The following is a 13,404-nucleotide window of genomic DNA, read 5'->3' as shown; positions in this document are numbered from 1 at the left end:
CGGCGGGCAGGTTGAAGGTGAATCCTTGATGGCCTTCCTTGTCCGGGTCGGGGTCACGATCCCCGGGGCGGGTCAACTTGATCAGCAGGTTCAAGGGGGTGGTGCGCTGTTCGTTGCTGCCGGGGCGTTTTACCGTGCAGTACACCAGGCTGCCCCGTTGCGGACGGATCTGCGCGGCGGGCATGGCAATGGGGAAGTAGTCCAGGTCTTTGTGCTTGTCTTCGACGATCATGAACGCCGAGGCTTGCGTAGTGCTGTTCCAGAACAGCCGGATAAAGGTGCCAGGTAGCGCGCCGGCGGGGCGTTTTAACCACACTTCCAGGTCATGCTCCACATGCCGAACCCCAAGGCCGCCGTCGAACTGAGTGTCACCCGGTCTGGGCGGGAACAGGTTGGGAATGATCAGGGCTGGCAGGTCATTGGCCAGGGCAGTAGGTTTAGAACGCATGGTTAAAACCTCCAGAAACTTGCAGGCCAGTGTTCACTGGCCTGCAATGGCATCAAGATTTTGGAACACCAATTTCCACTTCCTGACGTAGTGATTCGTTCAGGTCGACAGAGCGAGCCCTGGTCTCGGTGGATTCATAGACGTAATAGAGTTGAGGCGTGTACCCCTCGAACTTTTCCAAATTCTCGCGATAGATCAGGCGCTTGACGGGCGAACCGCTGGGCCATGTAGAACCCACTGGTCGGGACTCGGCGTGAAGGATGACCTCATGCTGGGATTTCACATAGCGCAGGATCAGCGTGAGGTTATCTGTCGGTTTTCGCCATTCGTACCAAGGGATGACCACCACCGCCGAGTTTGGAATAGGATTGACCTTGTGGCCCAGGTAGCCTTCGAAGTAAGGCTCTTTAAGTCTTACGATAGAGCCCACTACCTGAGCGAAGGTTTTCTTGGAGAACAGGTCCGGCCGATCATTCAGTCTTCTCAAGATAAAACTGGCTTCCAGCTTTCCTCCCCCCGCGGCACGTACCACACTGTGAGGCACTTGATAAATAACGGGGACACCGGCTCTCTCAATAGGTTTGAACGCGCGGTGTACTATCACGCCCCCCAGGGGGGGGTAGGCCCTGACAGTAATGTCATATATGTCACCCGCGGAGCCGATGTTCGCCCTCGTATAGCACTCGGTTTCCAGGCCCTCGCCGTTGAGCCGTTCAATGTCGATGTAACCTATCGGGTCATCTGTAATGAAGGCGGGAGCGTCCAGTTTTGAGCTGTCCAGGTCTACCAGTACGGTGAGGTCCCTGGACCTGAGTTCGGAGGCGTTGCCAACAATGTCGACGACAAAGAATCCCACCAGTAGATCGCTACCGTCACCGGCATCGACCAGTTGGGCATGATTGATGAGGATGACTGTCGGTAGGCCAACGCCTGCCACCTGCTGCACGATCGTCAATCCCGCCCACATGAAATGAATCATGTCTCGACGATCCATGTTTGGATAAGGCTCGATGATGGCTGTGACGCCTCGGTTGGCATCCGGCGGGTAGACCGTTCGGGTCGACAGGCTGAATTTGAGTTCAGAGTGGCCTGGCACGGTGTGATCGTCGTCCTTGCCTCCGGGCAGGTCCGTCTTGACCAGCACGCTGAGCGTATTGGAGACCTGAGGGATCGGGTCGCCGACAAGATGCACTTCATATCCCAGCCTGATTTCGCCATCCGGTATATGTACCTTATCGATGGCGAAGAAGAAGGTGTTGTTGTGCTCGTCACCGGACTCCAGCTTCTTGGTCGCCAATGGTTTCAGGTCTGGCATGGTAACGATGTTTATTATGTCCCCTGGTTGAGCAAACCAATTCTTGTCCACTTGGACGGTCAGGTCGAAGCTCGCGAGCCATTGAGGAATTCCGCCGTCGTAGCCCGCCACAGGTATCGTCATACCCGGAATTATCAGTCGATCCAGGGGTTCCGGTTCGCTCGCCTGCTTCGGGGCTACGGGCTCTTTCGCTGGCGAGGTTTTTTTCGGCGCAGCGGGGGAGGGCTTGGTATTTTTGGTTGGCATCACATCTCTCCAGATTGGGCCTTGGCATGCCTTAGAGGGAGTAGCCGGCGTGCCTCTGTCGTTATGAGACACCCAAAGAAAGTGCTTGCCTACTGTCAGAATTAACAGGTGGTGACAAGCGGTACCGATGCCCCAAACCGATACCCGGAGCATTGTCTGCATCAATGATGCTGGTTCTTGCACAACGGATCCCGCAGGCTAGGCAAAACTTTCAGCGAGGCCCCACCAATGAGCCAACTGACCGTGCAAAAGATCCCTGTAAACGGTATTGGGCTATGCGTGCATGTCGCGGGACCGGAACAGGGCCAGCCCATCTGGCTGCTCCACGGGTTTCCCGAATGCTGGCACTCCTGGCGTGAGCAGATTCCCGCGCTGGCCGCCGCTGGCTACCGGGTATTTGCCCCTGAAATGCGCGGCTACGGCCAATCAAGCGCACCCACCGAAATCGCCGACTACGCCTTGCTCACCTTATGCGCCGATGTTCAGCAGGCCATGGACCATTTCGGGCATGAACAGGTCGTGATGGTCGGGCATGACTGGGGCGCCGTGGTGGCCTGGCACTTGGCGTTGCTGGAGCCTGAACGCATCACTCGGCTGATCACCATGTCCGTGCCGTTTGCCGGGCGTGCCCGTCGGCCGGTGATCGAAATCATGCGTGAGCTGTACGCTGAACACTTCAACTACATCGTGTATTTCCAGGCGCCCGGTGTGGCCGAGCGGGAATTGAACGCCGATATCGAACGGACCTTGCGACTGTTCATGCAGGAACAGGACGTGTTTTTACAGCAGAAACCTGCGGGCGCCAGGCTGTTTGACGGCATGGCCACACCAGGCTCGCTACCGACCTGGTGCGGTCAGGAAGACCTGAATCTGTATATACAAACCTTTGCTGTCCACGGCTTTCGGGGCCCCTTGAACTGGTACCGCAATTTCGAACGCAATTGGCAAGGCACCGAATTCCTCAAGGGCAAGCAGGTGCTGCAACCCACACTCTTTCTGATTGGCGACCGCGACCCGGTGGGAGTGTTTGAAGCTCACACACTCAAACGCATGCCCGAATGGGTGCCTGAGCTGGAACACCACACTCTGGCCAACTGCGGTCACTGGATCCAGAACGAGCAGGCGCAGCAGGTTAATGCGCATATGCTCGCCTTTCTAGGAAAACCCCGCTCACTCAACTGATGGTCAACGCTCGCCGCAGGGATTCGTTCAGGTCGACTGCGCGCGCGCGGGTAAACCCGGTCCCCGAGATCACGTAATACAGTTCCGGCTGGTAGCCTTTGAACCGTTGCAACTGCTCGCGGTAGATCAGGCGTTTGACCGGGGCACCTGCCGGCCAGGATTGGCCGACTGCGCGTGTTTCGATATGGACGATGATGTCGTTCACAGACTTCACATAGCGCAGGATCAGCGAAATTTTGTCGTTTGGCTGGCGCCACGCGTAGTAAGGACAGTTGACCACTATATGTTCCGGGTCATCGGTAATCTGATCGTTGGGGTAGCCTTCAACCTCGGGGGCTTCCAGGCGGACAATACTGCCTCTGACGTCAGCATGGGTTGTCTTGGAATAGATCTCGAACGGGGCCGTGGACCTGCGCAGAACGAAACTGACCTGTATCCGGCCTCCCGCGGCGGCGCGGACATCGAGGTAGTCGAAGAATGCTGAATACGGCCTGCCAGCCGTTTCGATAGGGACAAACCTGTGAACCACGATCACACCGCCTTTTGGCGGATAGGCGCGGAATATCACATCATAGATATCCCCACGGCGCCCGATACTGGAAGGCGTGAACATTTGCACTTCCAGGGGTTGCTGATTGAGAACCTCCAGGTCGACGTAGCCAATGGGCCCGGCGTTCAGAAGCGCGGGACCGTCATAGCGAGTCACGTCCAGGTTGACCGAGACAGTCACGCTCGCCGAGCTTGGCGTTGAAATGTTCCCGACCAGATCGAGGACTTCCAGCCACACAATCTGGCGATCACTGTCGCCGGCGTCGACAATGTCCTGGTAGGTCACGGTAATGACGGTCGGCTTCAGAGGATCGACGACAGGGGTGGTAATGATGCTTGAGCCCCAATGGACAATGCAGGAGTCGCCTGGATGCGCATTCGGGTAGGGCTGCAGGGTGATCTTCACCCCGCTGGAGGCATTGCCGGGGACAATCACGCTTTCCGACACGCTGAATTTCAGTCCTGAATGCCCATCCTCGATTTGATCGTTGTCTTCACCTGCCGGCAGGTCGGTTTTGACCATGACCCGCAGTGGGTAAGACCGTTCGCGGTCCGGTCCCCCGCTGTAGTGAACAACATAAACCAGGGCGTGAGGACCATCGGGTAGGAACTTCCGGTCCACGGAAAAAAAGTAGAAATTATAGTTTTCTTCACCTTCAGCCAGCGTCTTCATGGCAAACACTTCCACCGCTCCGCCGTCCAGCAGCCTTCCTACGGTGATGATATCGCCCGGTTTTGCTTGCCAGTTTTTGTCTACTTGGATCGTCAGGCCGGAGATAAACAGCCATTGCGGGATACCGGCGTCGTAGCCTTCGACGTATTCACTCATGCCGGGGATGTATAACCGATCCAGGCTCTCTGGGTTGCCCTTTTCCTCCATCTCCAGAACGTATGGCACAGCGGCCGGTGTCTTTGGCTTGGCGGGAGACTTAGGTTTGGTCGGAGACTTAGGTCCTGCGCCAGTCTTTGTTTTAGTCGGCGAGCTTGAGGCTGATGGTTTTTTGGCTGGCATGATCGCTCTCCTGAATGACGACGTTGCACTGGTAGCCCGTGTTGTGTTCGTCATAAGACACCTGAACCCCGGCCTTGGCTACTGTCAGAATTAACAGGTGCCGATCGCAACCTGAGCTGGCGCCGTGATCGCCAACAGAACCCCAATACCATTCGTCACTACCTGTTAATTCTGACAGTAGCCAATCAATCTCTTCAGGCGTTTGATAGGGGAAACCTCTAGTCGAACGCGGAAGGACTGTCGCCATGGCCAAGAAAAAAACCTCCCCAAAGGCGCTGTTACCGCCCATCTACGTACCGCTTCTTGAACCGCCTGTCGACGGCGATACCGAGGGCGCGCATGGGGGCATTGGCCTGCGGCATACCGAAAGGGACTTGGTCGTTTACCTGCATAACCCGAAAGACGGTGTCAGCCCCGGAAGTGTCGCAACGCTTTACTGGGGAAACCGTAACGTACCGGTGGCTTCCACGCCTATTCGCGAGGGTGAGGAAAACCTGGACCGCTTCCCTTTGACGGTGCCTGCCCATCGTATCGTCGAATATTGGGCCAACCCGGTGTTCGGCAAACTGCGGCGCGGCAGTGGCAATGAAACGTTCACCGAAGAGCTTAAGTTGCGGGTGAGCCTGAATCGCCCCGGTGGGTTTGACCCGGACGATGGTAAGGAGGGGCACCAAGGCTTGGTGTACGTCGTTCCGCCGGAGATTCTGTTGGAGGGTGTCAGCGAAGCGGCGGCGCTGGCCGGTGTCAGGATCATTATTCGCCACTGGTTGTACATGCGCGCCTATGACTTGATCCTGCTGGCCTGGGGCTCCCAGCGCGTGGAACGTCGGGTGCAGCCCAGTGAAGTGGGCCGCGATATTACCTTGACCGTTGACTACGCCACCATCAGCGCCGCCGGTAACAATCCATTGACGCGGGTGGCTTACCAGGTCCGCGATGGGGGCGGGAACCTGCCGGATGAACGGGCGCGCTGGTCGGCGTCGTCCTTTATTGATGTGCATATGAACGAGGTGCGGCCGGAGGCGCCCTGGCTGGCTTTTCCGGACACCGGCACCTCGATTGACCTGGCCGAACTGGGCAGCTGGAATGTGGAAATCGCGAGCTGGATCACCAGCGCGGAGGTTGCCGCCTATTCACACGCGCACTTGATCTGGGCCGGGGCGGACAGCGAGGGCACCTCCATTCCCCATACGGTCACCAAAGTGTTGAATGGGCCGGGCGTCTATACCTTCGAGATACCCAATGCGTTTGTCACTGCCATCGCCGACGGCACCGCCAGCGTGCATGTGCTGTTTCAGAAGGGGGCGATTGAGCAACCGTCCAACATGCTCTACCTGGACATTGTCGGTGAGGTCGTCAGGTGGCCGGCGCCGACGATTGATGAGGACCTGGGCGGGCACATTGAACCGGATGTCGCCGCGACCGTGCGTTTCCCCCTGCAAGGCAGTTGGCCGCCGGACGGCTATCTGGAAGTGATCTTCCTGGTGAGCAGCCCCGATAACACCATCGAGCATCGGATCGGCCGCCAGGTCGACGATATTCCGCCGACACCTGGCGGGGACATGCTGTTCACGGTCTACCCCAACGAGCTTTTGCGCTTTGACGGCCACTTGGTAGAGGTGTTCTACGCCCACACGCGCCCCGGCAGTCGGCCGCAGGAATCGCTGCTGTTGCAGGTCATCGTGGGCGAACTTCAACGCACGATGCCTGCACCGATCATCGAGAAGGCAATCAGTGGTCAGTTGAATCCGGATGATATCGGCGAGCATGTGAAGGTGTTTGCACCCTTCAGAGAAACAAAACGGGCGGACTGGATTCGCATGCACTGGATCGGTCCGGGGGCCCGTACCGAAATTGCCGTTCAGGTGCCCGTAGACGGTGCCACCACCGAGCACTACATCGAAAGCTACTACGTGACCAACAACCTGAATAAATCAGTGATGGTCTTCTATACGTTGCGCCGTGGTGAGGAGATGCCGCGTTACTCACAGATCACCGAGGTGCGGGTCAGCCGTGACGTGGGCGATTTGCCTGCGCCGACATTGCTCGAAGCCCAGGCGACCGGGCCCAATACCGCCGAGCTGGACCCGCTCAAGGTGCTGCTAGGCACCAAACTGGTGGTGAGCTACGTGGGCATGAGCGGCGATGACTCGATCAAAGTCACCATGGACGGCGCGGGCGATGGCGGCTCGCCGGATATACCGGTCAAACCCGGTAATCAGACGTTGCAGGAGGTGGAGTTCGACATCACCAAGGCAGCGATTCACGCCAATATTCGTGACGCGGCCACCAGCGTGAAATTTACCTACGTGGTGACCCGCAACGGTGTACCGAAGATTTCGGACACCTTGACGGTGATCATGAAGCCGATTCCAGTGGCTGAGTTGGCCAAGACAGATCTGCAGATCCTTGAGGCCAACGCCATCACCAAAGTACTGGACCTGAGCGCGTTTGTCGGCGATGCCAAAGCCCGCGTCGGGGTCTGGCCATTTATCACCACGCCTTACCCGGTCTGGTTGTGGCTGCGGGGAAGAACGGCCAGCAACGTCGTGCATGACCGCACGGTGTTCAACGGGGCCAGTTCGTCGGCGGTCAATGCGAACTGGGTCAATACCGGACGAATCGAGGTCACGATCCCCCGCACGTACCTGGCGGGGCTGGGGCAGGGCACCAAGTTGCAGATGGAGTTCAAGGCCGCGGTGAGCCGAAGCAAGGATCCTGCACAGGCAATTCGTTTCCCACTGATGGAATACACCGTTAACACGCTGCCGGCCGAATTCCCGGTACCCAAGTTGACCCAGGCCAACGGCTCCGGCACAGCGGTGACGCTTGCGCCGATGAATGCGCAAGACGGTGGCACGATAGAAGTTCGGTTTTTGCCGATGTACACCACCGACAGCATCAAGGCCACGATGGTGGGGACTGCGGGGGCGGGGTCGCCGGCCATTGCCTCCAAGCCAGGGGTGACCAGTGGTTTGGTGACGTTTGATATTCCCAAGTCGGCGATTGCGGCCAATATCGGCAATACAGATAAGACGTTTACCCTTAAATACGAAGTGACTCGTGAGGGGGTTGTGCGGTCGTCGGTGGAACTGACCGTGACGGTGACGCCGATACCTGCCAGTGAGTTGGCAAAAACCGTAATCCGAATTAATGAAGCCAATCAGTCGAACCTGGTCCTGGAATTGGCAGATGTGGTCAGTGGTGGGCGGCTCAGGACCGGTGTCTGGCCGTTTATTGCCGAGGGTAACCGGCTCTGGTTGGTTCTTTCAGGTAAAAAAGCGGATGGCTCAGTGAGCAACCATACGCATTATGTTGGGACTCAATCCCATGTTGACGACAAGTGGCTTGTGGCCGGATACCACGAAAAGACGGTCCCTGCCAGCTACCTTCAGGCGTTGGACCATCACAGCCTATTGACACTGCGCTTCAAAGCCACGCTCAGCACTAGCACGCTCGCGGCCAACGCGATTGACTTCCCGCCGGTGACTTACACCATCACCAGCCTGCCGGCCGAATTCCCGGTACCCAAGTTGACCCAGGCCACCGGCTCCGGCACAGCGGTGACGCTTGCGCCGATGAATGCGCAAGACGGTGGCACGATAGAAGTTCGGTTTTTGCCGATGTACACCACCGACAGCATCAAGGTCACGATGGCGGGGACTGCCGGACTTGGCTCCCCAGTGATTGCAGCCAAGTCAGGCGTGACCAGTGGGGTGGTGACGTTTGATATTCCCAAGACGGCGATTGCGGCGAATATCGGCAACGCCAACAAGACGTTTACCCTCAAGTACGAAGTGACCCGTAGGGGCGTTGTTCGGTCGTCAGCGGTATTGACGGTGACGGTGACGCCGATACCTGTCAGTGAGTTGGCCAAGACGGATCTGCAGATCCTTGAGGCCAACGCCACCACCAAAGTACTGGACCTGAGCGCGTTTGTCGGCGATGCCAAAGCCCGCGTCGGGGTCTGGCCGTTTATCACCACGCCTTACCCGGTCTGGTTGTGGCTGCGGGGAAGAACGGCCAGCAACGTCGTGCATGACCGCACGGTGTTCGACGGGGCCGGTGTGTCGGCGGTCAATGCGAACTGGGTCAATACGGGACGAATCGAGGTGACGATCCCCCGTACGTACCTGGCGGGGCTGGGCCATGGCACCAAGCTGCAGATGGAGTTCATGGCGGCGGTGAGCCGAAGCAAAGATCCAGCACAGGCAATTCGCTTCCCACTGATGGAATACACCGTTAACACGCTGCCGGCCGAATTCCCTGTACCCAAGTTGACCCAGGCCAGTGGCTCCGGCACAGCGGTGACGCTTGCGCCGATGAATGCGCAAGACGGTGGCACGATAGAAGTTCGGTTTTTGCCGATGTACACCACCGACAGCATCAAGGTCACGATGGCGGGGACTGCCGGACTTGGCTCCCCAGTGATTGCAGCCAAGTCCGGCGTGACCAGTGGTTTGGTGACGTTTGATATTCCCAAGTCGGCGATTGCGGCCAATATCGGTAATGCCAACAAGACCTTTACGCTTAAATATGACGTGACTCGCGAAGGGCGCACTATACCGTCGGAAACCTTGACGGTGACGGTGACGCCGATACCTTACTATTTGTTGACGGACGTCAAGATTATTGAGGCCGATACCTTCCACCTGGCACTGGATCTGAGCATGCTTACCGGCAATTTCACTGCCCGCGTTGGTGTATGGCCGTTTATCACCCCAGATTACCCGGTATGGCTGTGGCTGCGGGGAAGAACGGCTAGCAACGCCGTCCATGATCTTATGTTGTTCAACGGGGCCGGTGGGGCGAAGGTCAATCAGAATTGGATCACTTCCGGAAAAATAGAGGTCACGATCCCACGCACCTACCTGACGGGGTTGGGCCATAGCACTCAGTTCTATATGGAGTTCAAGGCAGCGATGAGCCTTAGCCAGGATCCTGAACAGGCCGTGTCCTTTTATATTTGGGAGTACACAGTAATCCATGGCCCGTGGCGCGATTCCATCGCTGACTTTCGAGATGGAACCACCGGCGGCTGGAGGCTCGACGAAGCAGGCGTCGGCGGGAAAGTGACTAATGGGTATCTTGAATTTTCAACACCTCGTGATAGGGGGTATGGACATGTTGTCAGACAAGATTTTTCACTTCGAGTAAATCGTACTTACCAGTTTTCCTTTGATGTGATGAATATTAGCAACGATAGTGAAAATGTTGATCCGATTTTGACAGGCCTCGTTCCACTTCCAAGAGGTTATATTTATGTTCCCGCTAGGTTTACAGTTCCAAGGGACGGTAAATGGCACGCAAGGACTGGTACATTTACAGTCCCATCAAATGGTCTCTATCGAATTGTAATTCATAACGGCTCTCTTGGTAGTGTCAATGGTGGTAATAATTTCCGAATAGACAATATAAAAATCCTAGGCTTGTAAAGCATGTTGAACCATTTGAAATGCGGCGCAAGTGACATGCAGATCAGCTTTGTTTCGATAGTGCGAGACCGATTTATTTAAAAGTAGATCGGTCCGCGCTCAATATACTCACTTGTGTTCTTGTTTTTCAAGGTAACTATTGAAGACGGATTCTCAGAATGGGATGGTTAGTCCATAGAGGGGCGTATCAATCTAACACGCAGTCGCACCTTGGACCCGATGACGCTTAATTTATTATTCGAAACGGGGCTCCGCATACTCGTATGCTTTATCTTATATTGGGAAGGCTCCCGGCCTCCCCAATATAAGAGTAACGCACAAGCAGGGTCAAATACCCAGGTTTACAGTTAAGCGATCGGAGCACTCTCAAAGTTTAGAGCTAACACGCCTGCGAAAAAATATGCAGGTATCGCGTTTATCCTGATACTCCCGTTTTCGTTAACAAGTATCGCCGTCCCACGTCTACACGAATAGGGTTTGCAACATCAGCACCCTCATAGTATTCGCCGTCACCTGTTAACTCTGACAGTAGCCAATACATCTCTTCCGGCGCCAAATAAATGCTTGGACAAAAGATTGACCAGAGGATTTGATTGTTCCCACGCACCGCATGGAAACAATCATCAAACCACCTCCAAATAAGAACTATGTATCGCCCCCGCCAACTCCCTCACCGTCTCAATAAACTCCGTCAATCGACTATGCAACCCATCCTCCAGAATCTCATCAATCCCCGTATACCGCAGCCGAGCCTCAAACTCCGCCGCCAACCGCTGCGCCGTACGCCCATAACTGCCGGGCAGGTCCGCAAGGATATGGCTCAACTCTTCAATGCACGCATGCAACGAACGCGGCACATCACTGCGCAACAGCAGCAGCTCCGACACCGACCGTGCATTCAGCGCATTCGGATACAGCTCCGTATACGCCTCGAATGACGACAACGCGCGGAGCAGGGCGCTCCACTGGTAATAGCCGCGTGCCGACAAGTCGCTGACTTCCTCCGATTCTTCGCCGAACATCTCGTAGCGTGCATCCAGCAGGCGCAAGGTGTTGTCCGCGCGTTCGACAAAGGTGCCCAGGCGAATGAACCGATAGGCGTCATTGCGCATGATGGTCCCCGAGGTCGCGCCGCGGAACAGGTGCGAACGCTGCTTGACCCAGTCACAGAAGTGGCTGATGCCGTGCCGCGCCAGGCCGCCGGCGGCGATGCTGCGCATTTCCAGCCAGGTGGCGTTGAGGTTTTCCCACATGTCGGCGGTGATGCGCCCGCGCACTGCATGGGCGTTGCCCCGGGCGGCGCGCAGGCAGTTGTAGATGCTGGCCGGGTTTTCTTCGTCGAGGGCGAAGAAGTGCAGCATGCGCTCGGCATCCAGGGTTTGGTGGCGCTCCAGGTAACTGTCCAGGGTGCCGCTGCTGAGCAACGACATCGCCAGTTCGTCGAGACCATCACTGCGTCCGGCCTGGGGCATCAGCGACAGCGAATAACTGACTTCCAGCATGCGCGCCAGGTTCTCGGCGCGTTCCAGGTAACGGGACATCCAATACAGATCTGCGGCGGTTCTACTCAACATACTCAGCCCTCCACCACCCAGGTGTCCTTGGTTCCGCCGCCTTGCGACGAGTTGACGATCAACGAGCCCTCACGCAATGCCACCCGCGTCAGGCCACCGGGCACCAGGCGGGTTTCCTTGCCCGAGAGTACGAAGGGCCGCAGGTCGATATGCCGGGGCGCGATGCCGTTTTCGACAAAGGTCGGGCAGGTGGACAGGCTCAGGGTCGGTTGGGCGATATACGCATGGGGGCGGGCTTTGATGCGTTGGCGGAAGTCTTCGATCTCGGCCGCCGTGGCCGCGGGGCCGACCAGCATGCCGTAGCCGCCGGAGCCCTGGGTTTCCTTGACCACCAATTCGGCCAGGTTGGCCAACACGTGGGAGAGTTCATCCGGCTTGCGGCACTGGAAGGTCGGCACGTTTTGCAGGATCGGCTCTTCATCCAGGTAAAACTTGATCATCGCCGGTACATAGGGATAGATCGACTTGTCGTCGGCCACCCCGGTGCCAATCGCATTGGCCAGCACCACGTTGCCGGCGCAGTAGGCCGCGACCAGGCCGGGCACGCCGAGCATCGAGTCCGGGTTGAACGCCTGCGGGTCGAGGAACGCATCGTCGATACGCCGGTAGATCACGTCCACGGCCTTGGGCCCGTCGGTGGTGCGCATGAAGACCTTGAGGTCGTGCACGAACAGGTCGGCACCCTCCACCAGTTCCACACCCATTTCCCGCGCCAGGAATGCATGTTCGAAGAACGCGCTGTTGAAGCGCCCAGGCGTCAGCACCACCACATTGGGGTTGTCCAGGCGGCTGGAGCTTTTCAGGGTCTTGAGCAGCAGGTTGGGGTAGTGGTCCACCGGCGCGATGCGCTGCTTGGCGAACACCTCGGGGAACAGGCGCATCATCATCTTGCGGTCTTCGAGCATGTAGCTCACGCCGCTGGGGGTGCGCAGGTTGTCTTCGAGCACGTAGTAGGTGCCGTCGCCATCGCGTACCAGGTCCACCCCCGAGATGTGGGAATAAATATCGCGGTGCAGATCCAGACCGACCATGGCCTTCTGGTAACCCTCGTTGCCCAGCACCTGGTCCGCCGGAATGATCCCGGCCTTGATGATGCGCTGGTCGTGGTAGATGTCGGCGAGGAACATGTTCAGCGCATTGACCCGCTGGATACAGCCGCGCTCGATCACGCTCCACTCACTGGCGGGGATGCTGCGGGGGATGATGTCGAAGGGGATCAGGCGCTCGGTGTCCTGCTCGTCGCCATAGAGGGTGAAAGTGATCCCGGCGCGATGGAACAGCAAATCGGCTTCGCGACGGCGCTGGGCCAGCAGTTCCGGCGGCGTGTTCGCCAGCCAGCGGGAGAAATCCTGATAATGCGCACGGCATACGCCGTTTGCGTCATTCATTTCATCAAAGAAAGATCGAGCCATTCCAGTACCTTGTCAGTGCCGAGGGACGCATGGGGTGGCACTGCCGCTTTAAAAAACGCATTTTTTTATGAGCCCGTGGCTGATGGTGCCACTGGGCCTGGTCCTTACTTTCTTATGGGGTCGGCTCTGGGTCGGGGGGTAACGAATGTTCCTGTATTCGGGCAGATGAATGGATAAAGCAATGCGTGTGCCGGAATGGGCATACAGCACTGGATTTCCCTTTGTGGCGAG

The 13,404-nt window shown here is 57.4% G+C and carries 8 protein-coding genes; 2 read left to right on the top strand and 6 right to left on the bottom strand.

Annotated elements, in window-relative coordinates; translation table 11 throughout:
• Positions 1-448, bottom strand: a 448-nt coding sequence (locus AD670_RS07785; protein ID WP_156338145.1) for a hypothetical protein, incomplete at its 3' end; no start/stop codon positions are given.
• Between the two features lie 52 nt (positions 449-500).
• Entirely contained in the window at positions 501-2,009 is a 1,509-nt protein-coding gene (locus AD670_RS07780; RefSeq protein WP_053130104.1) for a hypothetical protein, read from the bottom strand.
• A gap of 228 nt (positions 2,010-2,237) precedes the next feature.
• Here AD670_RS07780 and AD670_RS07775 point away from each other — a divergent pair, with 228 nt between their 5' ends.
• On the top strand, positions 2,238-3,191 hold the full coding sequence (locus AD670_RS07775; RefSeq protein ID WP_053130101.1) for an alpha/beta hydrolase: 954 nt from the start codon (positions 2,238-2,240) through the stop codon (positions 3,189-3,191).
• On the opposite strand, the gene AD670_RS07770 is transcribed toward AD670_RS07775, so the two are convergent.
• Positions 3,184-4,752, bottom strand: coding sequence for a DUF1388 domain-containing protein (locus AD670_RS07770; protein WP_156338142.1), 1,569 nt, complete (start codon positions 4,750-4,752; stop codon positions 3,184-3,186). The two genes, AD670_RS07775 and AD670_RS07770, sit on opposite strands and share 8 nt — an antisense overlap.
• Positions 4,712-4,999: a hypothetical protein gene (locus AD670_RS31410; RefSeq protein WP_156338139.1), complete on the bottom strand. Its 288-nt coding sequence runs from the start codon at positions 4,997-4,999 to the stop codon at positions 4,712-4,714. The genes AD670_RS07770 and AD670_RS31410 overlap by 41 nt, the downstream gene beginning before the upstream one ends.
• Here AD670_RS31410 and AD670_RS07765 point away from each other — a divergent pair.
• Entirely contained in the window at positions 4,998-10,187 is a 5,190-nt protein-coding gene (locus tag AD670_RS07765) for a hypothetical protein (protein ID WP_053130097.1), read from the top strand. The genes AD670_RS31410 and AD670_RS07765 overlap by 2 nt on opposite strands.
• Before the next feature lie 623 nt (positions 10,188-10,810).
• On the opposite strand, the gene AD670_RS07760 is transcribed toward AD670_RS07765, so the two are convergent.
• The gene (locus AD670_RS07760; RefSeq protein WP_053130092.1) at positions 10,811-11,761 is read right to left on the bottom strand and encodes an alpha-E domain-containing protein; all 951 of its coding nucleotides are present in this window, start codon (positions 11,759-11,761) and stop codon (positions 10,811-10,813) included.
• 2 nt (positions 11,762-11,763) lie between these two features.
• Positions 11,764-13,173 (bottom strand): circularly permuted type 2 ATP-grasp protein, encoded by a 1,410-nt coding sequence (locus tag AD670_RS07755; protein ID WP_053130088.1) that lies wholly within the window; start codon positions 13,171-13,173, stop codon positions 11,764-11,766.
• Between the last annotated feature and the right edge of the window lie 231 nt (positions 13,174-13,404).

The organism is Pseudomonas sp. MIACH, from assembly GCF_001269925.1.
Taxonomy (GTDB): Bacteria; Pseudomonadota; Gammaproteobacteria; order Pseudomonadales; family Pseudomonadaceae; genus Aquipseudomonas.
Note: the sequence above shows the minus strand (reverse complement) of the source record. Positions and strands in the feature narration are given on the sequence as shown.